We start from the raw sequence: 24,288 nt of genomic DNA, 5'->3' as shown, positions 1-24,288 counted from the left end.
ATGCTCCGCTTAAAACCCAAAGCCAGTATCGACCGCGCGCGCGTCCAGGCGGCCATCGACGCCTATCGCGCGCAGGTGCTGACCTTCTGCGAGCGGCGCCTGGGCGCCTTGTTCGGGTCGGCGGGTCCATCGCTGCTCGGCTTTGCCGAGGTGGTCGGTAGCGACCTGGCACAAAGCCTGTTTTTCGACGCTGCCGCGCAGCTCGAAGAGGACCAGCCGGCAATCAGCCTGCGTTTTCAGGACGCCATCGACCAGGGCCTGACCCACTTTTTCACCCATGGACGTGCAGAACCTCGCCCCTGGCTGCCGCAAGCTGACATCCTCGGGGCCGATGACCGGGAAATCCAAACCTTTGCCCGTGACAGCGAGGCGCTGGCGATCAAAAATCTGATCATCCGCACCAATGCACGCTGCTTTCCCGAGCTCTACGCCCTCAGCCAGCGCCTTGCCGTCATTGCCGGTGGCGGCAAATTGCGCGATGACGAAATCCCCGCTGGCCCGCATCATCTGGCCCACAGCTTTCGCGCCGCCATTGCCGAAAAAGACTTTGATATCCGCGTAAAAGCGGTGCTCTACGCGCTCTTTCATCACCGCGTCACCTGGTCAGCCGCCGCACTCTACCGCGTGCTCAACGACATCCTGCGCGATGCCGGAATCCTGCCCAAGACCCGCCCGGTCAATCTACGCCGCTCGCGCCAGCAGAACGCGCAGCTCGGCGCCAATTTGCGCCACCTTCCCGACCCGGATGATCATGATGCAGTGCATCAGGCGCTGGTGGGCGATTTGCTTGAGCTGGCCGCCGCCAGCCAGGCCAGCATGAACGCCGGTGAACATGATCTGATTCCCGAATCATCGGACAGTCACCAGAAGATTGGCCGCAGCTCCCACGAGCATTCGCCTCTGCAGAGCTTTCTGAAAAACATTGCGCATTCAACCGAGGGGGCACAGACCGCTCCGCTGCCGCCGGGAACCCGCCCCGAGCGCATTGCCATCGGCGAACTCAACAAGGCCAGCGCCGATGTCCGCGACCCCGAGTTGATTGGCACCATTGAGCGGCTATTCGCGCAGATGTTCGACACACCCGGCTTGCCCGCGACGGCCAAGGCCGCACTCGCGCAATTGCAAATACCCTATCTGAAAGCGGCAATCATCGACATCAGCCTGGTGCGCGACGGCGGTCACCCCGCACGCCTATTGCTTGATGAATGCGTGGAGGCTGGCAGTTTCTGGATTGACGAATCCGATCCGCACCAGGGTGCGCTGCCAATCCTGCGCGAGATCGTCGAGCGAATTCTTGACACCCCGGAGGGCGAACCACCGCCATTCGATGCGCTACTCGACCATCTGCATGGACAAAGCCGCGCACTGTCTCAATCGGGCTACCCGACGGAACGTCGCTGCCGCGATCTTCAACGCGACCAAGCCGTGGCGCGCGCAGCGCGGCATCAGGCGCGTGGGGCCATCCTTGAGCTGCTGCGACCCTATTCCGTTCCGCGCCTGGTGCGGGTGTTCCTCGACACCACCTGGACAGAGCTACTGACCCTGGTGCGTCAGCATCGCGACGAGGGGCCAGACAGCCCGAGTTGGCAAGAGGCGCTCGACACCGCACGCCGCCTGGTGGAGGTCTTCGATCCGCGCGTCACCGGCGCCGCCCTGCGCACGCGCATCGCTGAGCTACCGCGATTACGCCAGCGCGTCGCCAACGGTGCCCAGCGCCTCGGCAGTCACAACCGGGCAAGTCTGGCCGCACTCGACAACCTGCTGGCCAATCCTCTTGGAGTGCGCGAGCAACTGCGTCGCGGCCAGGAGCTGCCGTCACGCCCTCCCGCCGGCCGCCCGATGCGTCCGGGCAGCCTGCCATCCAGTCACTTTGACGGCAGCCCGAGCATTGAGGAGGAGAGCAATCAACACCCGCCTACCGGAGTCTCCGAGGATGCTCTGCAGGCGATGATCGACGAGCTGCGCAAGACCAAATCCGGCACCTGGTTTGAACTCGACTCGCCCTTCGGGGACGGCGCAACCGAGGGCCGCCGCATTCAGCTGTCGTGGATCAGTCCGCTGACATCAACCTATCTGTTCGTCGATGAAGCCGGTAGCAAGACGGAAATGCGCGGCCTCGAAGACCTGGCTAAAGCCATGCTCAGCGGCCGTGCCCGCGTGGTTGCCCCGCCGGAAAACCTCAAACCCCCACCTGAGCAGCCAGCCGCTGCGGCAAAGCACAGCAGCGCGGGGTCGTCGCCAGCCTAACTTGATAAAAAAGTCCCAGCCAGGCTGGTGAACGAATCCATCTGACTCAGGGTAAGCCGGCCAGGCTCAGCCATCAGGAACGAAACGCCTGGCGTTCGGCATGCAAAAATCGTAATACCTTGCGGACATAATCCTGGGTTTCAGGATACGGGGGGATGCTATTGCCGTAGCGTTTCACCGCGTTCTCACCCGCGTTATAGGCCGCCAGCGCAAGACGCAGATCACTGTGGAACAAATTCAGCAAATAGCGCAAATAGGTCGCCCCTCCCTGCAAATTTTCGGCCGGATCCCAGATATTGCGCACCTTGAAACGCTCGGCCGTGCCGGGCATCAGCTGCATCAAACCGCAGGCTCCAGCGGACGACTGAGCGTCGGCGCGATAGGCCGATTCGGTGCGGACCACCGCGTGCAGCAGTTCGGGCCAGAGCTGATGCGCGCGGGCGGTGTTATCGATCAGCGCCCGGTAGTGCGCACGCCGGTCTTTCAGGGACGCATTGGGCTTGGGGCTGGTCAAGGCTCCTGTCGGAGAGCCCCACAGTGGCGAGCGGCCCAACCACTGATGGCGCTTCAGCGCCAGGCTTGCCTGCAATCTGGCCGCAGCCTCGCGTCGGCGCTCGCGCAACTGTTCCGACTGCTCGCGGTTTTCCGCCACCAGGGTCTTACCAGCGCGCGTCCACTCGAGCGTGAGCCCGGCTTTCTCCAGAGGCTTGTCGGAAAACACCACATTGCCGGCACGATCGACATATTTGAACACGTCCGCCATCACAGAAGGCACAGCTGTGGCAGCAGCTGCGGCAGCACTGGCGGTCATCAGCATCAGCAAAACTCGATTGTGCATCTGTCCTCCCGTAGGAAACAGTTTTCCGCCAGACCCGGCGGTTCGATGACATCCTGCCTGCTGAGCGCGCGGCCAAGCCACTCGCCGCAGGCAGCCTTTGCGCCCTTGATGTGGGTGAAAAACTCACCCTGGGCACAATGATTCTCGCGCCCCGCCGTAGGATGAGAAACCGACGAACGGTAGCGAATTTCATCGGGACTTCAGCGCCCCGGTTTTCCATCTTTATGCTATTATTTCAGCCATCGGTTAGATAAATTCTTTTAGACTAGCAAGTTGGCACCACTTGTTAAGTAAGTTTAGAGGTTAATCGCCAAAGGTCAACCACCAATCAAGCTGCGGCACTGCACTTCAGCGCCCGTCAGCGTCGGTTCTCACCTGGACCAGCTGCTTCGATCACCTGATCGCGCAAAGAGTCCCCGCAGGGCCGGTGCTGGGCTGAAATGCCGCTGAGCGGAGAGGGGTTACCAGACCCGGGCGCCCAAATGTGTTATGGAGAGAGCAAAATGAACCGTCGATATTTCTTAGGCTTCGCACTGTCTACAGCGGTCACACCAGTATTGGCCGCCAAGCAACGCCCTCAGGTCCGGTGCCTGCGTCTACATCACCTGCACACAGAGGAACACCTGGACATCGACTACCGTACCGGCAATTACTACCATCGCAGCGCTCTGGCACGACTCAACGAATTTCTGAAGGATTTCCGTACGGGCGATAAAACACAGATCGATCCGCGTCTATTCGACACCCTTTACGACGTGCAACAGCGACTCGACGGCGAAGGCGCACTCTTTCAGATCATCAGCGGCTACCGCTCCCCCCACACCAACGCCATGCTGAGACGCACCTCCGGCGGCGTCGCCAAACGCAGTCTCCACATGAGCGGTCGCGCCCTCGACATCCGCCTGGCCGAGACCCCGACATCCGTCGTCTGCAAAACAGCGCTGCAACTCGGCCGCGGCGGTGTGGGTTATTACCCGAAATCCGATTTTGTCCACATCGACACCGGGCAGGTTCGCCACTGGGGCGTCTGACGCCTTGGCCCCAATGTTCATGGTCCCGCCCACCGGACAAAAACGCTGTTGTTTCGCGAAAAACAGCGCGGATTCTCTCTCCCGGGTGGCCGGGACCATGGGCGTTCGCCGCGCCGCCACGATCCCGACTGATGGCAGGAGCGACAACAAATATTGCGCAACCCTTGCGTTACGAGGTTTTTCTCCAACGCAATCACGCGATAACCGCATACTTTTCGAGTAATTAACCCAGCCCTTCTTGCGGAGCAAGCCTGCACAGGTTAGGCTTGTTCGGGAGCCTTCGTTAATTACCCCGCCCGACAAGATCGACCGGGGCCGTAGCTCAGCTGGGAGAGCGTCGCGTTCGCAATGCGAAGGTCAGGGGTTCGATCCCCCTCGGCTCCACCAGGCTTCATTCCCCGCGCCGCCATTGCAAGACCCCTGCGCCTCATGGCTGCGCGCCACAACCGAGCGTCATTGAGCCGAGCACCATTCGCTCCGGCATTGGCTCTTGCGCCTGACGACTAGCCGCATCCGCCCAGCCTCTTTGGACCATCCTGATTGGCCCAGCCCAAGACAATACAGCGCCAAGAATCCAGCGCCAGAAATCCTCCGCAAAATATACTTATGACTGACAATTCCCGCCTCCTTCAGGAGCGCCTCGCGCGCTCGATCCTCATTCTCGACGGTGCCATGGGCACAATGATCCAGCGCCACAAGCTCGACGAGGCCGCCTACCGTGGCGAGCGCTTCAAGGACTGGCCGTCCGACCTCAAGGGCAACAATGATCTACTGGTGCTCACCCAGCCCGAGATCATCAAGGGCATTCATTCCGAGTATCTGGCCGCCGGCGCCGACATCATCGAGACCAACACCTTTAACGGCACCCGCATCGCCATGGCCGACTATGGCATGGAGGAGCTGGTCTATGAGATCAACCTGGCCGCCGCGAAGCTGGCCCGACAGGCGGCGGATGAAGCCTCAACGCCCGAGAAACCGCGCTTTGTCGCCGGCATTCTGGGGCCAACCAATCGCACCGCGTCTATCTCGCCGGATGTGAACGACCCAGGCTTTCGCAATGTCGATTTCGACACCCTGGTCAGCGCCTATGCCGAGGCGACTCGGGCGCTGATCGAGGGCGGGGTCGATATCCTGCTGATTGAGACCATTTTCGACACGCTCAACGCGAAGGCTGCGGCCTTTGGCGTCTGGCAGGTGTTTGATCAGGACGGCGTCGAGCGGCCCATCCTGCTCTCGGGCACCATCACCGATCAGTCCGGGCGCACCCTGACCGGCCAGACCACCGAAGCCTTCTACAACTCCCTGCGCCATGCCCAGCCGCTCAGCATCGGGCTGAATTGCGCGCTCGGACCAAGCGAGCTGCGGCCTTATGTGGAAGAACTCTCGCGCATTGCCGAGTGCCAGATCTCCGCGCACCCCAATGCCGGGCTGCCGAATGAGCTGGGCGGCTATGATCTCGGGCCAGAGGACATGGCCAAAGAGGTGTCCGAGTGGGCGCGCAGCGGCTTTTTAAACATTATCGGCGGCTGCTGCGGCACCACGCCGGATCACATCCGCGCCATGGCCGAGGCGGTCGCTGGCATGGCGCCGCGTCAAGCGCCAACAATCAGCCCCGCTTGCCGCCTGTCGGGCCTTGAACCCTGCAACATCACGGAGGACAGTTTCTTCGTCAATGTCGGCGAGCGCACCAATGTCACCGGCTCGGCGCGCTTCAAACGGCTGATCAAAGAGGGCGACTACGACACCGCGCTCAGTGTCGCGGTCGAGCAAGTCGAGAACGGCGCCCAGGTGATTGACGTGAACATGGACGAGGGGCTGCTGGATGCGGTCGCCGCCATGAAGCGGTTTTTGAATTTGACCGCCGCCGAGCCGGACATCGCGCGAGTGCCGGTGATGATCGACTCGTCCAAATGGGAGGTGATCGAGACCGGGCTGAAATGCGTGCAGGGCAAGGCCATCGTCAATTCCATCTCCATGAAGGAAGGCGAGGACAAGTTCATCGAGCAGGCGCGGCTGTGTCGGCGCTATGGCGCGGCGGTGATCGTGATGGCCTTCGACGAGGTCGGCCAGGCCGACACCCAGGCGCGCAAGGTCGAGATCTGCACCCGGGCCTACAAACTGCTGACCGAGCAGGTCGGCTTCCCGGCCGAGGACATTATTTTCGACCCGAACATCTTCGCGGTCGCCACCGGCATCGAGGAGCACAACAACTACGCGGTCGATTTCATCGAGGCGACCCGCGAGATCAAGCGCACGCTACCCCATGCGTTGGTTTCGGGCGGGGTATCAAATGTGTCCTTCTCCTTCCGCGGTAACAACCCGGTGCGCGAGGCCATTCACTGCGTCTTTCTCTACCATGCCGTCAAGGCCGGCATGGATATGGGTATTGTCAACGCCGGGCAGTTGGCCATCTATGACGATCTGCCCGAAGAACTGCGCGAGGCGGTCGAAGATGTGATCCAGAACCGCCGCCCGGATGCCACCGAGCGGCTGCTGGACATCGCGCCCAAGTATCAGGGCGACGGCAGCACCGCCGAAAAGGCCGAAGATCAGGAATGGCGTTCCTGGCCAGTCGAGAAACGCCTGGAGCATTCGCTGGTCAAGGGCATCACCGACTTTATCGACGAGGATACAGAAGCCGCGCGCGCCGCCGCCGACAAGCCGCTGGAGGTCATCGAAGGCCCGCTGATGGCTGGCATGAACGTGGTCGGCGACCTGTTCGGCGAGGGCAAGATGTTCCTGCCCCAGGTGGTGAAGTCGGCGCGGGTCATGAAAAAAGCCGTGGCCTATCTGTTCCCCTATCTGGAAGCCGAGAAAGAAGCCTCCGGCATGGCCGGCACCAGCTATGGCAAGTTCCTGATCGCCACGGTGAAAGGCGATGTGCACGACATCGGCAAGAACATCGTCGCCGTGGTGCTGCAATGCAACGGCTACGAGGTGGTCGACCTCGGCGTGATGGTGCCGACCGAGACCATCTTGAAGCGTGCACGCGAGGAACAGGTCGACATGATCGGCCTGTCCGGCCTGATCACCCCATCGCTCGACGAGATGGTCCATGTTGCCAAGGAGATGGAACGCCAGGGCTTTGATATCCCGCTGCTGATCGGCGGCGCCACCACCTCCAAGCTACACACGGCGGTCAAGATCGCCCCGCAGCGGAAGCATCCGGTGGTCTATGTGGTGGACGCCTCGCGCGCGGTCGGCGTGGTGTCGAACCTGCTCAGCAAGACCCAGCGCGACGGCTATGTGGCGCAGATCGCTGCCGACTACGAGCGCTTGCGCGTCGAGCGCGAGGCCAAGAGCGGGACGCGCAAGTCGATGCCGATTGGCGATGCGCGGGCTAATAAGGTGGGTATTGATTGGGCAGGCTACCAGCCACCGCGCCCGCAGATTCTGGAACCAAGATTCGACACCGGCAGCCTCGATCAGCCGGACTGGAAACTGACGGTAGAGCGCCAGGGCGATGGCGTCATCCTCACCATCGACGACTATCCGCTGGCCGATCTGGTCAACTTCATCGACTGGTCGCCCTTCTTCAACGCCTGGGAGCTGGCCGGCAAGTATCCGGCCATTCTCAATGACAAAGTCGTCGGTCAGGAGGCGCGCAAGCTGTTCGAGGATGCCAAGCCTTTCCTGGAAACCCTGGTCAAGGAGAACTGGCTCACCGCCCGCGCCGTGTGCGGTTTCTTCCCCGCCCAATCGGTCAATGACGATGACATCGCGCTCTTCAGCGATGAGGCCCGCAGCACGCCACTGGCCACCCTGCGCATGCTGCGCCAGCAGATGTTCCGGGCCGCCGGCAAGAACCAGCCCAATCTGTGCCTGACGGATTTCATCGCCCCGGCAGACTCCGGCGCCCAGGACTGGATCGGCGGCTTCGCGGTCACCGCCGGTGTCGGCATCGATGAGCACATCGCCCGTTTCGAGGCCGATCATGATGACTACAACTCCATCATGCTCAAAGCTCTGGCCGACCGCCTGGCGGAAGCCTTCGCCGAGCGCCTGCACCAGATTGTGCGCACGCAGCTTTGGGGCCATGCACCCGACGAACAGCTCGACAACAGCGCCCTGATCGCCGAGAAATATCAGGGCATTCGCCCCGCCCCCGGCTATGCCGCCTGCCCGGATCACACCGAAAAAGGCACCCTGTGGGAACTGCTCAAGCCAGACGAGCGCATCGGGCTCACGCTCACCGAAAGCTACGCCATGCTGCCCACCGCCGCCGTCTCCGGCTGGTACTTCTCCCACCCCGAGTCACGCTACTTCGGCGTCGGGCGCATCCAGAAGGATCAGGTCGAGGACTACGCCCAGCGCAAGGGCATGACGCTCGAGCAGGCCGAGCGCTGGCTGGCGCCGGTGTTGGGGTATGATCCTTAGACCTTGAGCTGGGATCATGACTCGAAAGGAAAAGCGACTTGCTGCCGTCAGACAGAATCCCAAAGCAGTTCGTTTCGACGACGCATGCCAAATCGCGGTTTCGCTCGGCTTTATCCACGAGGGTGGCCAAGGCTCCCATCGGGTGTTTAAGCGCCCTCGGGAACCCATGCAGCTAAACTTTCAAAATTGCGACGGCCTGATTCCTGCGTATCAGGCACGTCAGTTGATTGTAATGATCGACAAGTACGGAGGATAGGTCGATGCCCCATTACTTGATCGAGATTTTCTGGAGCGACGAGGACGACGGCTACATCGCCACTGTTCCGGATCTACCCGGTTGCAGCGCCTGGGGAAAAACGCAAACCGAGGCCGCGCGCGAAATCGAGCCCGCCATGACCGCTTGGATCGACGCTTGCCGCAAATCCGGAGACCCCATTCCTAACCCGAGTACACAAGCTCGGCAAGCGGCCTGACCAATAGCAGAGGATTAGACCTGGCACAGACCTCGAACATCATCAAGCAGAAGGCTCGCGCGTGGAGCTTATCTACGCCAAAGGCCGCCCGACAAGCACCCAGCATCATTGCGCTGCTAATCAGCGTCCTTGTGGCGCCCGCAAGCGCCGAGACTGCGCGCGATTTGCCAACCTTGGCCAGCACCAACCTGTGCGCCGATTTGTTAGTGCTGCGCCTGGCCGCGCCAGAGCAAGTGCTGGCCTTATCGCGCCAGAGCAAGGGATTGGAGCAAACCGAGCTTGCCGCGCAGGCGCAGGCCTATCCCAGCCATCGCGGCAGCATCGAGGAATTGCTGACACTAAAGCCCGATCTGGTGCTGGCTTATGCCGGCTGGGGCGGTCAGCGCCACGCTAAACTGTTCGCTCGCCAGGGGGTTGAAATCGTCGAGATCCCCTATCCCGGCGATTGGGAAGATGCACTGAAAAGCGCGCGACAAATCGGCGAGCGCATCGGCCGCGCGAAAAAGGCCCGGCAAGTCACCGCAGCCACAGATGCGCGCATGAAAGCGCTGGCCGAGCAGATGTCGGCCTATCAGCGCAGCGCGCAGCCAGACAAAGAGACAGGCAAAACGACAGAGATCCAACGTGCCCTGTATTTGCGCCCAAACGGCGGCACAGCCGGCAGCGGCACCTATGTCGATGATCTCATCCAGCGCCTGGGCCTGATCAACCTCGCCAGCGAGCAGGGCATCCGTGGCTGGGGTCAGCTCCCGCTCGAGCGTCTCGTCCTGGCGCCGCCCGATCTTTTCCTGCTCGGCTATTTCGACCAGGATCAGCCAATACAGGCTTCCGGCGTCGCCCGGCATCCGCTGCTGCGTTCTCTGCTCACCAACACCCCCAGCATCGGCCTGCCTGCCAACGGCTGGGGCTGTGGTGGGCTCGAGTTGCTACAGGCGGCCGAGGTCATTGCGCAGGGATATCGCCAGAAAAACCCGTGATGCGTTCAAACATCCTGGTGGTCCATGCTCCAGACGACTAGGATGGGCCAATCGGCGCAACTCGTCTTTTTGCCTCTGCTTGCCTAACGAACCTCTGCTGACTTAAACGAATATTTGCATGAATTGGCAATCCGAATGACAGATCATGCAAAAACTCCCAACCGAACCTTGCCAGCACTTTCACTCCCAGGCGATTTGTCGCCCGTATCTGAACCAGCGTGATACAAGCTGACTCCGCGCCTTCTCCCGTGGCAACCGACGACCGGCAAGCCGCCGGCCTACCGCTGCTTGCCCTGCTGCTGCTCCTGCTGGCGGGCTTGAGTCTGGCATCGCTTACCATCGGCTATGCGCCTTTGTCCCCAGCCGAGGTAGTGGCGGGTTTTTTTGGCCAGGGCCCGGAGGAACAGCGTCTGATTGTGCAGCAAATTCGCCTACCGCGAGTGCTGCTGGCCTGGCTGGTGGGTATGGCACTCGGCGCCTCGGGGGCGGCGCTGCAAGGTCTGCTGCGCAACCCGCTGGCGGAGCCCGGCTTACTCGGCATCTCCGCGAGCGCGGCGCTCGGGGCGGTGCTGGCGCTCTACTTCGGCGCCACCACCATCAGCCTGTGGCTATTACCGGCAGCGGCCATGGGGCTGGCCTTGTTGGCGACCCTGGCACTCTATGCGCTGACCCGCGCGGGCTCATCCAATCTCACGCTCATTCTGGCCGGGATTGCGCTCTCGGCCTGGGCCGGGGCCTTGACCTCCCTGGCGCTTAATCTGGCGCCCAACCCCAATGCGGTGCAGGACATGGTGCTCTGGTTGCTCGGCTCGATCAGCGACCGCAGCTTCGATGACGTGCTGCTGTGCCTGCCCTTCGTGCTGCTGGGGCTGGCGCTGCTGCTTGCCAGTGGACGCGCACTTGAAGTGCTGACCTTGGGCGAAGCAGAAGCTGCCAGTCTTGGCGTGTCGCTGGGGCGACTGCGCGGGCTCATTATCGCCGGCTCCGCCCTGAGCGTCGGCGCCACCGTGGCCGTCACTGGCGCCATCGGCTTCGTCGGGCTGGTGGTGCCGCATATCCTGCGGCCCTGGGTCGGTTACCGCCCGGCACCGCTGATTCTCGCCAGCGCGCTCGGCGGTGCGGCGCTGGTGCTGGCCGCCGACATCGGCCTGCGGCTGCTCGACCAAAACCTGCCGTCATCGCAGGAGCTCAAGCTCGGCGTGGTCACGGCACTGATCGGCGCGCCCTTCTTCCTGGCGCTAGTGTGGCGCGCGCGGGCAGATTTACCATGATCCTGCTCGAACTGGAAAACGTCTCGGTCAAGCTTGGCGGGCGCAGCCTGCTGCGCGATGTCTCGCTGCAACTGAGGGCAGGCGAGCTGCTGGGACTGATCGGCCCCAATGGCGCCGGCAAGAGCACCCTGCTCAAGACCGTGGTGCAACTGCTCCCCACCGCTGGCGGCGCTTGGACCGGCCGGATTCGCCTGCTCGGGCAGGATACGCAAACGCTCGATCCGCGTGAGCGCGCCCGCCGGCTGGCTTATCTCAGTCAGGACGACCGCGTGCAATGGCCGATCCGGGTTGAGGATCTGGTCGCGCTCGGGCGACATCCCTATCACCCGACCTGGCGCGGCGTCGCCCCTTGGGCCTCAGGCCGTCCAACTGCGGACGACCAACGCGCCATCCATCAAGCCCTGCGCACCACCGACATCTGGCACCTGCGCACCCGCCGCGCGACCGAACTCTCCGGCGGCGAGCGCGCCCGCGCCCGGCTCGCCCGGGCACTGGCCGTCGAGGCGCCACTGCTGCTCGCCGACGAACCCGTCGCCGCGCTCGACCCGCTGCATCAGCTCAAGGTGATGAGCTATCTGCGCGACTATTGTCAGGCCGGCGCAACCGCCAGCAAACGCCTCGGCGCGCAAAACGAGGTCGGCCACAGCACCACAAACGGCAGCCAGAACAGCGCTCATCACAGCAGCGGCGACGCAGAGCAAACCGATACTCGCCTACCAGGGCGCGCCGCCATCGTTGTGATGCACGACCTCACCCTCGCCAGCCGCTTCTGCGACCGGCTGCTGCTGCTGCACCAGGGCGAGCCCGTCGCGCTCGGCCCGCCCGGTCAAGTGCTAAGCCCCGAGCGCCTGCGGGACATCTACGGCATTCGCGCAGTCAGCGCCAAGATCGAGGGGCAAAGCTATGTGCTACCTTGGGCGCTGAGCGATGCCGAAGCAAATCGTGCGAATCCCAGTGTTCGGCAAGCTCCCTGAACGCTTGAGAGCCCGCCGCTGAACACCTTCCCCTGGCCCCTGCTGCTCGCCGTCTGGCTGCTTGACGCCGCCCTTGGCGATCCTGACTATCCCTGGCACCCCATCCGGCTGCTCGGCGCACTCAGCCTGCGCCTTGAGCACTGGCTCTTCGACAGCGGACTCAAGGGACATGGCGGCGGCGCGCTGCATTGGCTGTTGGTGATCGGTGCCGCGCTCGCCGGCTGGTGGCTGCCCCATTGGCTTCTGGCCGCCGTCGATCCGCTGCTCGCCATGGGCTGGGATCTGTTTCTCGCCTACAGCCTGCTCTGCACCCGCGACCTCCTGGACCACGGCCGCCGCGTACTGGAGCAACTGCATGACCTGCCGCGTGCCCGCCGCGCGCTGAGCCGCCTGGTCGGTCGCGACACCGAGCCGCTGCAAACCGACGGCATCGTGCGCGCAACCATCGAGAGCCTGGCCGAGAATCTAACCGATGCCGTCCTCACACCCTTCTGGGCGCTCTGCCTGTTCGGCCCGCCCGGACTGGTTCTCGTAAAGGCGATCTCCACGCTCGACTCCATGGTCGGCTACCGCAACGCGCGTTATCGCCGCTTCGGCACCCTCGCCGCCCGCACAGATGATCTCATCCACTGGCTGCCAGCGCGGCTGTCAGCGCCGCTCATCGCACTCGCGGCAGCCTTCTTGCGCCTCGGTGGCCAGCCCCTGCACCCAAAGCTCGCGCTCACCACCGCCTGGCATCAGCATGCCCTGCTGCCCAGTCCGAATTCCGGCTGGAGCGAAGCCGCCTGCGCCGGCGCACTGCGCTCACGCCTGCTCGGCCCCATCCATCGGCACGGCAAACTGGTCAGCAACCGATTCATGGGCGCCACGCATTGGCCGGCCAACCTGGATGCATCCGACCTGCGCCGTGCGCTCACTCTGATCGCCTGCGCCAGTTGGATCAGCCTCGCTTGCGGGCTCGCCATGGCGGTTTTGGTTGTTCGCGGGTAAATTCAGGTTGACGCTATTATTGGGCCTCGGTGCTGCGCATATGGGCGTCACGAAAGGCTCTTAATACGGCGTACATCCGGGTTTGATACCCAGCACCCTGGGTCTTGACATCAAAGGTCTTCATCTGCTCCTTGTCAACATCGCTGGTGATGATGCCTCTTCGTCATGCCTGCTTGTTGGCGGCTAAGACTTGGTTGACCTCCACCGTTGTCTTTGATGAAGTGACTGGTAGCGAAACCTCGGAGGATAGCAATGCCAACAACTCTCGCGCTAAGTTCCCATTTTGAAGATTTCGTCCGACAGCAGATCGATTCAGGCCGCTATGCTAGCGTCAGCGAGGTCGTCGGCGCCGGGCTGCGTCTCCTCGAAGAGCGTGAGGAAGACCAAGCCGGTAAGCGCCAGACCTTGCGCAAGGCAATCACCCTTGGTGTCGACGCCGGACCGGGGATCCCTGCGGAGATGGTGTTTGACCGTCTTGAGGCAAAATATGCCGCCATGACTGAGAAACGCGATTGATGCACCTGAAGTTTCTGCCGCTGGCTGCGAAGGATCTTGAGAACATTGGTGACTACATCGCCCAAGAGAACCCGCATCGGGCCATCACCTTTGTTCGGGAGTTGCGAGCGCAATGCCGCAAGATGACTCAGTCACCCTTGGCCTACCGGTCGCGCCCCGAACTTGGTAAAGGTATTCGCTCCTGTGCGTACGGCCGGTATGTGATTTTCTTCTCAGTTAAAGATGATGTTCTCCAGATTATCCGGGTCTTACATGGAGCGATGGATGCTGATTCACGTTTTGGAAAAGAAAACGGCTAGTCGATATTTTGAACCAAATGGCGCAGGGCAATGCGGTGTCGCTGGTGCCGATTCATGCGGAACTGACGACGCAACGGGCCGCTGATCTGCTCAACGTCTCCCGGCCTTTTCTGGTCAAACAGTTAGAGGCGGGCGAGATCCCATTTCACAAAGTGGGGCGACATCGGCGAATCCGCTTTTCGGACCTGATGGACTACCGCGACCGCATCGATCAGGCAGGCGCAGGCGCTTGGCTTGGGGTACTGAGTGGCGAGTCTCACGGTCATTTATGATGCGTGCCTGTTCTATCCCGCACCGCTTTGAAATCCAAATACAACATCGCGCTGATCTGACCCAACCCTCCCGATATGGCGAGCAAGCAACCCGCCTGATCGCGCTATTAGAAGCCCATGGAATCCAGTGGCGACAGCCTACCGAGCCCGCATCCCCCGTCTCCGAGCGGGAAACCCCGAGGCTGTCAACGGGCCAGAAGGTGGCGCTTTTTCGTCGGCTGTTCCGGGGTGTCAGCGTCATCCTGAAAATGGCGCTACCATAGTGGAAAATTGCTGGTACCAAGCCGAGGAGAATGAAGATGCTGCTCAGCATTCCAGATGAAGCCATTGCCAATCAGGATCTGTCGGCGAGCGACCTTTTGGTGGAGCTTGCCGTTGCGTTGTACCAAACCGGACGCCTGACAATCGGTCACGCCTGCAAGATGACCAATCTGTCTGAGATCGAATTTCAGCGCCAATTGGCGGTTCGTGGCATTGACATCCGTTATCAGCCAGAAGCGCTCGATGACGATTTGTTGACGCTTCGAATCGGACTATGAATAGGACGCAGACCCGAATCTGTGTCAGCGACACCACGGCCATTACGAATCTCGCAGCCATCGGTCGGCTCGATCTCATGGAGTTATCGGTCTCGTTGGTTTATTGATTGAGGCAAAGCGCCGACATCTGATTTCAGCGGTTGCTCCCCTTCTCGATAGGCTTCAGCGAGAAGCCGGATTCCGTCTTGGCACCTCTTTTCGGCAACGCGTTCTGAAGGAAGCCGAGGAACGCGACATTTAATTCCCGCAATCTCGTGGGTTCAAAAACATTGTCAAAAATTACTAGTACCAAACAGATGCAATCCAACCCGGACAGCGCGCGCGTCATCAAGCTTGCCCTAGCGCAGGATCGGGATCACGGTGATGCCGAGACCAACCGCGGGGCCATTCTGCGCCATATCGAGGAGGCAGCGCAGGCGGGCTGCGGGCTGCTGTTGCTGCAAGAGTTGCACAACGGGCCCTATTTCTGCCAGCGCGAAAGCATGATGGAATTCGACCGCGCGGAGCCCGTGCCGGGGCCGACCACCGAGTGGCTCGGCGAGGCTGCGCGTCGGCATGGTCTGGTCATCGTCGGGTCCTTGTTCGAGCGCCGCGCCCCGGGGCTGTATCACAACACGGCGGTGGTGTTGGATGCCGACGGGCGTCTTGCCGGCTGCTATCGCAAGATGCACATTCCGGATGATCCCGGTTACTACGAGAAGTACTATTTCACCCCCGGCGATCTTGGCTTCACCCCCATCGACACTGCCATCGGGCAACTCGGCGTGCTGGTGTGCTGGGATCAGTGGTTTCCGGAGGCGGCACGCCTGATGGCGCTGGCGGGTGCCGAGCTGCTGCTTTATCCGACCGCGATTGGCTGGGATCCGGAGGATTCACCCGCCGAGCAGGCACGCCAACGCGAGGCCTGGATGACGGTGCAGCGCGGACATGCCATTGCCAACGGGCTGCCGCTGCTAGCCTGTAACCGCGTAGGCTTCGAGGCCGATACCAGCGCACCGGGCGGCGGCAGCCAGTTCTGGGGCAGTTCCTTTGTCTGCGGTCCTCAGGGCGAGTTGCTGGCCAGGGCGCCCGAGGATGCGCCCGCGCTGCTGATTACCGAGATTGATCTCAACCACAGCGAACAGGTCCGGCGCGCCTGGCCTTTTCTGCGCGACCGGCGCATCGACGCCTATGGCGATCTCAGCCGCCGGTTTCGCGATTAAGCTTGAAGCGGCTGCGCGCAACCCTGACAATTCGTCCCAAGACTGGCCGCGCCCCGGCGTGCCAAATCAACCAGCGGCCCCATTACAGGCAGGATTTTGCCCCATGAACGACACTCAGAAAACCATGCGTTCCATTATTCAGCGCATTGCAACCGGCCCGGAACTGTCTAAGGATATCTCGCTCGAAGAGGCCCGCATCGGCATGCGCGCCATTCTTGAGGGCGAGATCGACCCGGTACAGGCGGGGCTTTTTCTGATCGGCCTGCGCATGAAGCGCGAGACTGATGACGAAATGCGCGGCGTACTCGAGGCCATACGCAATGTCACCAATAGCGCCGTGGCGGATGTGGACGACGTGGTGGACATTGCCGATCCCTACGACGGCTACAACCGCTGCCTGCCCGCCGCACCCTTTCTGCCGGCAGTGCTGGCCGAGTGCGGGGTACCAGCGGTCAGCCATGGTGTAGATGCCGTGGGGCCGAAGTTTGGCGTCACCGCCCGGCACGTTTTTGAGGCTGCCGGCATTCCGGTTGACCTCTCGCCCGATGACGCCGCCCGACGCCTGTCCGATCCAGCCATCGGCTGGACCTATGTCGATCAGCGCGCCTTCGCACCCAAGTTGCACGATCTGGTCGGCCTGCGCGCCACCATTGTCAAACGCCAGGTCATGACCACCACCGAGGTGATGGCACAGCCCATCCAAGGCCGGCGCAAGACGCACCTGGTCACCGGTTATGTGCACAAACCCTATCCGCGCATTTACGCCCTGCTCGCCCGCCATGCCGATTTCGACTCGGCGCTGATGATCCGCGGCGTTGAAGGTGGAGTCATCCCATCGCTGCGTCAGGCCGGCGCCTGTTTCAACTACCAGCAGATGGGCGAGGAGCAATCCTTCGACATCGACCCAACCGCACTGGGCATCGAGCAGTCCGCACGCGCGGTACCCTTGCCCGACGACCTGCCAACCACCAACCGACCTGGCGATGACATTGCCATTGCGGTCGATGTGCGGGCCACCGCCCGGGCCGCCGCCGAGGCCGGTCAGCGCGCGTTGGCAGGAGAAGCTGGGCCAACCTACGACAGCCTGGTGTTCTCGGGTGCCCTGGTGCTCTGGCATCTGGGGCGGGAGAAAACCCTGCCAGCTGCGGCCGACCGCATCCGCGCGGCGCTCGATTCTGGTGTGGTCACGCAGCGCCTGCGCTGAGTAATATCGCTGTAGCAATGACTTTTCTGTTTTGGGTCGGGCAGCGGCCACGGGGGTCTCGGCGGCAAGGATGCTGCCGGGAAGCCCCCATGGAAGGGTTCACGGCGTCCCCCGTGACCACTGCCCGGCCCGAAACAAGCCGAAAGTCCATGTCCGCTGGTATACCCAAGGAGCAGTCACAACAGGAGCGCTGAAGACATGCAACCGCCCTATGTCGCCGTAGCCAATGCCGAGGATCTCGAACCCGGTCGCTTCCTGAAGGTCGAGGCCGAAGGTCGCGCCTTTCTTATCGCCATGATTGGGGATGATTTTTACGCAGTCGAAGACCTGTGCAGCCACGAGGACTATCCACTGTCCTATGGTTGCCTGGATGGTGATCGCATTAAATGTTCGCTGCACGGCAGCCGCTTCAGCCTGAAAACCGGCGAGCCGCTGGACGAGCCGGCCGATCAACCCATCGCCACCTTTGCCGTGGTGATCGATGAGGGGCAGATCTGGATTGATCCAAGTCGGGCGATGAATGCCGCTGATTAACGCCCGGACGGCCGTTTATCAACGCTGCGATCTCGCATCGCGGCAGCCAGACCCGCCAGCAGGGCGTCTTCGTCTTCACTGGCGACTGGTGGAGAGGTGACCAGACACTCTTCCAACGGCCAGATCAGCTCTTCCAGACGCGCTTTCAGTGTCTCGGGCGCGTCCTGCTCGGCACCAGACAGGGTGAGAACGGGCAAATCCGCCTGTTTGCATAGGCTTTGAATCCGCGCCTGCTCGCGGCGCACCCGGCGCGGGCGCTTGCCGCCAGCGGTCAGCAGCACGGCGCACAGCGGCTCGCTGCCATCGGCTGACAGCACTGCTAGGTCGACGCTCAATGCGCCAACTTCTGCAAGCCAACGCCGGGCGCGGCGCGCGGAGACCCCGGGAGCTGGGCCGATTAGCCGATACAGAGGCATCTGGGCTTGCACCCGTCGCTGGTCACCGAGAAGCTGTTCGAGCAATCCGAGGCATTGGAGCTCGAGCGCATTGAGCATCGGTCGGCGGCGCTTGACGGCCAATTTGCTACGGCGTGCGCTGCTGGGCGACGGCCCCGTCGGGATCAGGCTCAGCAGAAGATTCACCAAGGCCAGCGCAGCGAGGGCCAGCAACAGGAAAAACTGGGTCATTTTTGTCTCTTACCGTAAAACAGCAAATTCATTCTCCGGGGCGGCCGGGACCATGAATCTTATCGTGAAACGGCAGCTTTGTTCTCCGGGGTGGTGCCGCACCATGAACTTTCGTTTAACTGCCCACTTTGCGCGGGATTTTCGTTCCAGCCGTTCGATATGGTTGTCGTCATGGCTATCGGCACCCAAACATCAGCGGTGCCAAGGATGTCAACGCGGCTGCCGGGTAGACATCATGGCAGCTTAAGGTCACTTGATGATCGCAGGTAAAGCGGCTCCCAGCAGTCGGGCGCGGTTGTCGAAAAGCGCCACAGCAGTTAATGTTCATGCCCCGCTGCGGGTTCTAAGACAGGCTTCCCCGTTCGGGTTGTCTGAGTTATTGCACTGCCTATCGCCAGGAGCTTCATCGTCCCCATCATGCTCGAGGTTTCCGCACTGAGCTGCCGTCGTGGCGAGCGTTGTCTGTTCAGCGCGCTCGATCTTCAGCTGGCACCTGGGCAGCTGCTGCATTTGCAGGGGTCGAATGGCAGCGGCAAGACGACCCTGCTGCGCGCGCTCTGCGGGCTGTTGCATCCGGAGGCCGGGCAGATTCGCTGGCGCGGCGAGCCGATCGAGCGCTTGGCCGAGGACTATTATCGCGACTTACTCTACCTGGGGCACCTGAACGGGATCAAAGGGGATTTGACCGGCCTTGAGAATCTGCGCATTGCCTGCCGCCTGGTTGGGCGCCGCGCGAGCGATCAGGCAATCGGCGAGGCGCTGGCGCGCATCGGTCTCGGGGGCTTTGAGGATCTGCCCTGTCGCATGCTGTCGCAGGGACAAAAAAAGCGCGTCGCCTTGGCGCGGTTGCTGCTGAGCAAGGCGCCACTGTGGATTCTCGATGAGCCTTTTGCGGCACTCGATGTGGGTGCTGTGGCCTTGCTCGATGAGTTGATCCGCGCCCATGTCGAGGCTGGTGGGCTCGCGGTGCTGACCACCCATCAGGCGCTGACGCTGGCGGTCGGACAGCGGCTCGATCTCAATCTGGACGCAGCCGCACCGCGCGTGATCCCCGCCGGAGCTGCGACCGACATCCCGAGCGCGTCCCGCACGGAGCCCTCATGCTAGGCACCTTTATCTCCATCCTGAGCCGCGATCTGACGCTCGCGCTGCGAAGGCGCACCGATGTCCTCACGGTGTTGTTTTTCTTTTTGATCGTCGTCAGCCTATTCCCTCTAGGAGTGGGTAGTGAGCAGGCACTGCTGCGCGAACTGGGGCCGGGGGTGGTCTGGGTAGCGGCGCTGCTGGCCTCCATGCTGGCGCTTGAGCGGCTGTTCGCGGCCGATTACGAAGACGGCACCCTGGAGCAGATGCTGCTCACCCCCCAACCACTCGGCCTGCTGGTGTTGGCGAAAGTGCTGGCCCACTGGCTGCTGACTGGGCTGCCGCTGGTGCTAATCGCGCCGCTGATTGCGATGCAGTATCATTTGCAGGATGGTCAAATGCTGATCATGATGGCATCCTTGCTGCTCGGCACTCCCACGCTGGGGCTGATCGGTGCCATCGGCGCGGCTCTGACGCTCGGTCTGCGCGGCGGTGGCATTTTGCTCTCGCTGCTGATTTTACCGCTCTACATCCCGATTTTGATCTACGGCGAGGGAGCAGTGACCGTGAGCGCCATTGCGCTGGCCGATGCCGAGCCTTACCTGATGTTACTGGGCGCGCTGCTGCTGCTGGCGCTGCTGCTCGGCCCCTGGGCTGCGGCAGCGGCCTTGCGGATTTCGGTGGAGTGACTTGACCCTGCGGAAGATTCAGCAGCGAAATCAGCATCGCGCAACAAAAAACTCCAGGTTGAAGTTGTCAATCTTGGTCACACACTGGCCTGACGAATTCTTATGAACATCAACTGGTTCAAATATGCCTCCCCGGCCGCGTTTTATCCCATCGCCGGTCGCATGATTCCCTGGTTTGCCGGCATCGCGCTCGCACTGGTGCTCGGCTCGCTGCTGTGGGGCTTTTTCGGCACTGCCGATCAACTCGGCGGCACAAATCCGCAGAAAGAGTATTACCGCATCATTTACATCCATGTCGCCGGTGCCTGGATGTCCATGTGGCTCTATGTGGTGCTGGCCGGCTGGTCGGCTATTGGGCTGGTCTTCAATACCCGGTTGAGCTTCATGATGGCCAAGGCGGTGGCACCCACCGGGGCCATCTTCACCTTTATCGCGCTCTGGACTGGTGCCTTTTGGGGCCGACCGAGTTGGGGCACCTACTGGGACTGGGATCCGCGCCTGACCTCGGAGCTGATCCTGTTTTTTCTCTACATTGGCTACATTGCCCTGCATTCAGCAATCGATGACAGCCGCCGCGCCGACCGCGCCGCAGCACTGCTGGCCATCGTCGGCCTGGTGATGCTGCCGGTGATTTACTGGTCGATTAACTGCCCGGACCCAACCCAGTGCGCCGCGCTGCACCAGCGCTCTGCTCCAGGCTCGATTCATGCCAGCATTCTGTGGCCCATGCTGGGCGCGACCTTGGGCTTCTGGAGTTACTCCTTCGCCGCGGTCTTCGCGCGACTGCGCGGCATTATTTTGCTGCGCGAGAAGGACAATGCCTGGGTAGCGGAACTGCTACAAGGGGAACCCAAACCATGACAGACTTTCTTAACCAAGGCGGTTACGCCTTTTTCGTCTGGGGCGCCTATGGTATGACCTTCGCGCTGCTCGCAGCGGAAGTGATTGCGCTGATGTTCAGTCGGCGAACGCTGCTCGCTCGGCTTGAACGCTTAGTGCGCGGGCGCGCGCAGGCGGCTGGCCAGCCCGAATAACGCAGACAATTTGTCTCCAGGCAAGCAACTTTGTTTGGAAATTGAATTTTTTTGAGGATTGAGGATGAAAGCCAGACAAAAACGCATCCTGTTCGTCGCGGTTGCCGTGGTCGGTGTCAGCCTGGCGGCTGGGCTGGCGATTAGCGCGCTGCGCAGCAATATTTCTTACTTCTTCAGCCCCACGCAGGTGATGGCGGACGAGCATCCGACCGATGCCGTTTTTCGCGTCGGCGGCCTGGTGGTTGAAAACAGCCTAGAGCGCCAACCGGACGGCTTGACACTGACCTTTGATGTCACTGACAACGCCGCGACCGTGCCAGTGCGCTACACCGGCATCCTTCCGGATCTGTTCAGCGAAGGTCAGGGTGTTGTCGCCAAGGGGCGCATGGGGCCGGATGGCGTCTTCATAGCCGAGAACGTGCTAGCCAAGCATGACGAGTCCTACATGCCGCCCGAGGTGGCCGACACCCTGCAGGCAGCTCACGTCGAAGGCGTGGTGGAGTCAGCCGTCCAATGATTCCTGAGCTTGGTCATTTTGCCCTCATCATCGCGCTTTGCTTTGCCCTCGCGCAGGCAATCATCCCGCTGGTCGGGTCGTTCAACGGCAACCGCCCCTGGATGGCACTGGCCCGGCCGCTCGCCTATGGGCAGCTGACCTTCATCGCCATTTCCTTTGCCTGTCTGGTTCAGGCCTTTGTGGTCAGCGACTTTTCGGTCACCTATGTCGCCACCAACTCCAACAGCCTGCTGCCGACCATCTATAAGGTCTCGGCAGTCTGGGGCGCACATGAAGGCTCGCTACTGCTGTGGGTACTGATGATGGCTGGCTGGGGCGCAGCCGTGGCGATCTACAGCAAGAACTTGCCGCTGGCAATGATCGCGCGCGTGATCTCGGTGCAGGGCATGGTGACCATCGGCTTTCTGCTGTTCACACTGCTGACCTCCAACCCCTTCGACCGGCTATTCCCGGTGCCGCCCGAGGGCCGCGATCTCAACCCCCTGTTGCAGGACTTCGGGCTCGCCATCCATCCGCCCATGCTCTATATGGGCTATGTCGGCTTCTCGGTCGCCTTTGCCTTCGCCATCGCCGCACTCATTGGCGGCAAGCTGGATGCCGCCTGGGCGCGCTGGTCGCGGCCCTGGACCACGGTGGCCTGGATTTTCCTCACCATCGGCATCGCACTCGGCTCTTGGTGGGCCTATTACGAACTCGGCTGGGGCGGCTGGTGGTTCTGGGATCCGGTCGAGAACGCGTCATTAATGCCTTGGCTCATCGGCACCGCGCTGATGCATTCGCTGGCGGTGACGGAAAAGCGCGCCGCCTTCAAGAGCTGGACGGTGCTGCTGGCCATCTCGGCATTTTCGCTCAGCCTGCTCGGTACCTTCCTGGTGCGCTCGGGCGTGCTGACATCCGTCCATGCCTTCGCCACCGACCCGACGCGCGGCGCCTTTATTCTGTTGTTTTTGTGCGTTGTCATCGGGGGCTCCCTGGCGCTCTATGCCTGGCGCGCGCCTAGCGTCTCCTCCGGCGGGCATTTTGATCTCCTCTCGCGCGAGAGTTCGCTTTTAATGAACAATCTGCTGTTCTCTGCCTTCACCATCCTGGTGCTCTTCGGCACCCTGGCGCCATTGATCTACGAGGCATTCGGCTGGGGCAAGATTTCCGTCGGCTTCCCCTGGTTTAACAAGATGTTTGTCGCCCTCGCCCCCTTCCTGGCACTGCTGCTCGGCATCGGCCCGCTGGTGCGCTGGAAGCATGATGCCGCGCTCAGGCTGCTGAGCAAGCTGTGGCCGGCGTTGGTTCTGACGATTGGCGTTGGGTTCTGGGTTGCCAAAGCCGAGTTCGCCGCCAGCCACCTATGGGTAACGATCGGAATCTCGCTTGCGGCCTGGATTTTGTTCTCCCACCTGATGGCCTTGTTCGAGCGCCTGAAAAATCGCCCCGATGGTTTTGTCGCAGGCATCAAGTCCATTGGCACCGATCTGCGCGGAAGCGGGCGCGGCTTCTACGGCATGCTGATCGCGCACCTGGGTGTTGCCGTGTTGATTATTGGCATCACCATGGTGTCCACCTTCGATATGGAGCACGATGTGCGCATGTCACCGGGCGACTCGCACGAGCTTGCCGGCTACCGCTTTGAGTTCCTGGGCGCCGAGCCAAAGGATGGGCCAAACTACAATGCCGATCGCGGGCATTTCATGGTCTATCGCGGCGATAAGACCATCGCCGAACTCTTCCCCGAGAAACGCGCCTACATGGGCGGCGGCATGCCAATGACCGAAGCCGCGATTGATGCTGGCCTGATGCGCGATATCTACGTCTCCCTGGGGGAGCATGTCGGCGGTGGCGACTGGGCGCTGCGGCTTTACTACAAACCTTATGTGCGTTGGATCTGGCTCGGAGCGATTTTCATGGCCATCGGCGGCCTGCTGGCCGTAACTGACCCGCGTTATCGCGCTGCCCGCGTGAAAGCACAGGCACCGGACTTTGACAAAGCCACCGCCAAGGCTTGAACAACACTATGACAGAAGCCACCAACAAAAAATCCTCCACCCTGCGCTTTCTGGTGCCGCTGATCATCTTCGGCGCACTGGCTGGCCTGCTGCTTTACGGCCTCGGTCAGGATCCGCGCGAAGTCCCCTCGCCGCTAATCGGCAAGGCGGCGCCTGAGTTCAAGCTGCCCGATCTCCTCGACCCGTCTCGGTCAGTCTCCAATGCCGATCTGGATGGCAAAATTTCCCTGGTCAACGTCTGGGCGTCCTGGTGCGGTGCCTGCCGCGCCGAGCATGGCATGCTGATGGAGCTGTCCCGGCGCAAGGATATTCAGCTAATCGGCTTGAACTGGAAAGACGACCAGGCCGATGCCACGCAGGTCATCCGCATGAGCGGCAATCCTTATCAGCTGATCGCCTTCGACCCCGACAACAATTCAGGGATCGACTGGGGTGTCTATGGCGCACCCGAGACCTTCGTGGTTGATCGCAACGGGATTATTCGCCACAAGCACATCGGCCCGATTGATCCGGAAGTCTGGCAACAGACGCTGGAGCCCATCATCGCCAAGCTGCAACGCGAACAACCCGACCCAACATCCAATCCGGTACGCTGAGA

Annotated in this window: 25 protein-coding genes and 1 tRNA gene; 24 read left to right on the top strand and 2 right to left on the bottom strand. The window is 61.9% G+C overall.

All coding sequences use genetic code 11. The annotated features are described in order from the left end of the window. On the top strand, nucleotides 1–2,247 hold the full coding sequence (locus Thiofri_RS03530; protein ID WP_009150335.1) for a DUF1631 family protein: 2,247 nt from the start codon (nucleotides 1–3) through the stop codon (nucleotides 2,245–2,247). Nucleotides 2,248–2,320: 73 nt separating this feature from the next. On the opposite strand, the gene Thiofri_RS03525 is transcribed toward Thiofri_RS03530, so the two are convergent. Continuing rightward, on the bottom strand, nucleotides 2,321–3,085 hold the full coding sequence (locus Thiofri_RS03525; RefSeq protein WP_009150334.1) for a transglycosylase SLT domain-containing protein: 765 nt from the start codon (nucleotides 3,083–3,085) through the stop codon (nucleotides 2,321–2,323). Nucleotides 3,086–3,588: 503 nt separating this feature from the next. On the opposite strand from Thiofri_RS03525, the gene Thiofri_RS03520 reads away from it, so the two are divergent. The 16 genes from Thiofri_RS03520 (at nucleotide 3,589) to Thiofri_RS03450 (ending at nucleotide 17,744) form a co-directional block, all read left to right on the top strand. Next, nucleotides 3,589–4,116 carry a YcbK family protein gene (locus Thiofri_RS03520; protein ID WP_009150333.1) on the top strand — a complete coding sequence of 176 codons (528 nt, stop codon included), beginning with the start codon at nucleotides 3,589–3,591 and terminating at the stop codon, nucleotides 4,114–4,116. Between the two features lie 311 nt (nucleotides 4,117–4,427). Beyond that, nucleotides 4,428–4,503: transfer RNA gene (locus Thiofri_RS03515), tRNA-Ala, on the top strand. 219 nt (nucleotides 4,504–4,722) lie between these two features. After that, nucleotides 4,723–8,493, top strand: coding sequence for a methionine synthase (metH, locus tag Thiofri_RS03510; RefSeq protein ID WP_009150332.1), 3,771 nt, complete (start codon nucleotides 4,723–4,725; stop codon nucleotides 8,491–8,493). Between the two features lie 260 nt (nucleotides 8,494–8,753). After that, nucleotides 8,754–8,966, top strand: a complete 213-nt coding sequence (locus Thiofri_RS03505) for a type II toxin-antitoxin system HicB family antitoxin (protein WP_009150330.1) — start codon at nucleotides 8,754–8,756, stop codon at nucleotides 8,964–8,966. Nucleotides 8,967–9,097: 131 nt separating this feature from the next. Beyond that, nucleotides 9,098–9,943 carry an ABC transporter substrate-binding protein gene (locus tag Thiofri_RS03500; RefSeq protein WP_009150329.1) on the top strand — a complete coding sequence of 282 codons (846 nt, stop codon included), beginning with the start codon at nucleotides 9,098–9,100 and terminating at the stop codon, nucleotides 9,941–9,943. Between the two features lie 248 nt (nucleotides 9,944–10,191). Beyond that, nucleotides 10,192–11,214, top strand: a complete 1,023-nt coding sequence (locus Thiofri_RS03495; protein ID WP_009150328.1) for a FecCD family ABC transporter permease — start codon at nucleotides 10,192–10,194, stop codon at nucleotides 11,212–11,214. Then, nucleotides 11,211–12,188 (top strand): ABC transporter ATP-binding protein, encoded by a 978-nt coding sequence (locus Thiofri_RS03490; protein ID WP_009150327.1) that lies wholly within the window; start codon nucleotides 11,211–11,213, stop codon nucleotides 12,186–12,188. The genes Thiofri_RS03495 and Thiofri_RS03490 overlap by 4 nt, the downstream gene beginning before the upstream one ends. Before the next feature lie 18 nt (nucleotides 12,189–12,206). Continuing rightward, a complete protein-coding gene (gene cbiB / locus Thiofri_RS03485; protein ID WP_009150326.1) occupies nucleotides 12,207–13,178 on the top strand; it encodes an adenosylcobinamide-phosphate synthase CbiB in 972 nt (323 codons plus the stop codon). Nucleotides 13,179–13,430: 252 nt separating this feature from the next. Then, nucleotides 13,431–13,694 (top strand): type II toxin-antitoxin system ParD family antitoxin, encoded by a 264-nt coding sequence (locus Thiofri_RS03480; RefSeq protein ID WP_009150324.1) that lies wholly within the window; start codon nucleotides 13,431–13,433, stop codon nucleotides 13,692–13,694. Next, nucleotides 13,694–13,993: a type II toxin-antitoxin system RelE/ParE family toxin gene (locus tag Thiofri_RS03475; protein WP_009150323.1), complete on the top strand. Its 300-nt coding sequence runs from the start codon at nucleotides 13,694–13,696 to the stop codon at nucleotides 13,991–13,993. The genes Thiofri_RS03480 and Thiofri_RS03475 overlap by 1 nt, the downstream gene beginning before the upstream one ends. Before the next feature lie 17 nt (nucleotides 13,994–14,010). Further along, nucleotides 14,011–14,265, top strand: coding sequence for a helix-turn-helix domain-containing protein (locus Thiofri_RS03470; protein WP_083848537.1), 255 nt, complete (start codon nucleotides 14,011–14,013; stop codon nucleotides 14,263–14,265). 299 nt (nucleotides 14,266–14,564) lie between these two features. Further along, a complete protein-coding gene (locus Thiofri_RS03465) occupies nucleotides 14,565–14,804 on the top strand; it encodes a UPF0175 family protein (protein WP_009150321.1) in 240 nt (79 codons plus the stop codon). Between the two features lie 103 nt (nucleotides 14,805–14,907). Then, entirely contained in the window at nucleotides 14,908–15,045 is a 138-nt protein-coding gene (locus tag Thiofri_RS24700) for a DUF3368 domain-containing protein (RefSeq protein ID WP_190275847.1), read from the top strand. 55 nt (nucleotides 15,046–15,100) lie between these two features. Further along, complete coding sequence (locus tag Thiofri_RS03460) at nucleotides 15,101–16,006, top strand: carbon-nitrogen hydrolase (protein ID WP_009150319.1); 906 nt, start codon at nucleotides 15,101–15,103, stop codon at nucleotides 16,004–16,006. Nucleotides 16,007–16,109: 103 nt separating this feature from the next. Next, nucleotides 16,110–17,210, top strand: a complete 1,101-nt coding sequence (locus tag Thiofri_RS03455; protein ID WP_009150318.1) for an anthranilate phosphoribosyltransferase — start codon at nucleotides 16,110–16,112, stop codon at nucleotides 17,208–17,210. 198 nt (nucleotides 17,211–17,408) lie between these two features. Beyond that, nucleotides 17,409–17,744, top strand: coding sequence for a Rieske (2Fe-2S) protein (locus tag Thiofri_RS03450; protein ID WP_009150317.1), 336 nt, complete (start codon nucleotides 17,409–17,411; stop codon nucleotides 17,742–17,744). On the opposite strand, the gene Thiofri_RS03445 is transcribed toward Thiofri_RS03450, so the two are convergent. Next, on the bottom strand, nucleotides 17,741–18,370 hold the full coding sequence (locus Thiofri_RS03445) for a DUF2726 domain-containing protein (RefSeq protein ID WP_009150316.1): 630 nt from the start codon (nucleotides 18,368–18,370) through the stop codon (nucleotides 17,741–17,743). The two genes, Thiofri_RS03450 and Thiofri_RS03445, sit on opposite strands and share 4 nt — an antisense overlap. A 417-nt stretch (nucleotides 18,371–18,787) precedes the next feature. On the opposite strand from Thiofri_RS03445, the gene ccmA reads away from it, so the two are divergent. The 7 genes from ccmA (at nucleotide 18,788) to Thiofri_RS03410 (ending at nucleotide 24,286) form a co-directional block, all read left to right on the top strand. Continuing rightward, complete coding sequence (gene ccmA, locus Thiofri_RS03440; RefSeq protein ID WP_009150315.1) at nucleotides 18,788–19,477, top strand: cytochrome c biogenesis heme-transporting ATPase CcmA; 690 nt, start codon at nucleotides 18,788–18,790, stop codon at nucleotides 19,475–19,477. Then, nucleotides 19,471–20,142, top strand: a complete 672-nt coding sequence (ccmB, locus tag Thiofri_RS03435) for a heme exporter protein CcmB (protein WP_009150314.1) — start codon at nucleotides 19,471–19,473, stop codon at nucleotides 20,140–20,142. Before ccmA ends, ccmB begins: the two co-directional genes overlap by 7 nt. 102 nt (nucleotides 20,143–20,244) lie before the next feature. After that, nucleotides 20,245–21,003 carry a cytochrome c biogenesis protein CcsA gene (gene ccsA / locus Thiofri_RS03430; RefSeq protein WP_009150313.1) on the top strand — a complete coding sequence of 253 codons (759 nt, stop codon included), beginning with the start codon at nucleotides 20,245–20,247 and terminating at the stop codon, nucleotides 21,001–21,003. After that, nucleotides 21,000–21,176 carry a heme exporter protein CcmD gene (gene ccmD, locus Thiofri_RS03425; protein ID WP_009150312.1) on the top strand — a complete coding sequence of 59 codons (177 nt, stop codon included), beginning with the start codon at nucleotides 21,000–21,002 and terminating at the stop codon, nucleotides 21,174–21,176. Before ccsA ends, ccmD begins: the two co-directional genes overlap by 4 nt. Nucleotides 21,177–21,240: 64 nt before the next feature. Beyond that, complete coding sequence (gene ccmE / locus Thiofri_RS03420) at nucleotides 21,241–21,693, top strand: cytochrome c maturation protein CcmE (RefSeq protein WP_009150311.1); 453 nt, start codon at nucleotides 21,241–21,243, stop codon at nucleotides 21,691–21,693. Then, nucleotides 21,690–23,690: a heme lyase CcmF/NrfE family subunit gene (locus tag Thiofri_RS03415; RefSeq protein ID WP_009150310.1), complete on the top strand. Its 2,001-nt coding sequence runs from the start codon at nucleotides 21,690–21,692 to the stop codon at nucleotides 23,688–23,690. Before ccmE ends, Thiofri_RS03415 begins: the two co-directional genes overlap by 4 nt. An 8-nt stretch (nucleotides 23,691–23,698) precedes the next feature. Continuing rightward, on the top strand, nucleotides 23,699–24,286 hold the full coding sequence (locus Thiofri_RS03410) for a DsbE family thiol:disulfide interchange protein (protein WP_009150309.1): 588 nt from the start codon (nucleotides 23,699–23,701) through the stop codon (nucleotides 24,284–24,286). The last annotated feature ends 2 nt before the right edge of the window (nucleotides 24,287–24,288 follow it).

It is taken from the genome of Thiorhodovibrio frisius (genome assembly GCF_033954835.1).
In the GTDB taxonomy this organism is placed as follows: Bacteria; Pseudomonadota; Gammaproteobacteria; order Chromatiales; family Chromatiaceae; genus Thiorhodovibrio; species Thiorhodovibrio frisius.
This window is presented reverse-complemented; position numbering and strand designations above follow the sequence as displayed.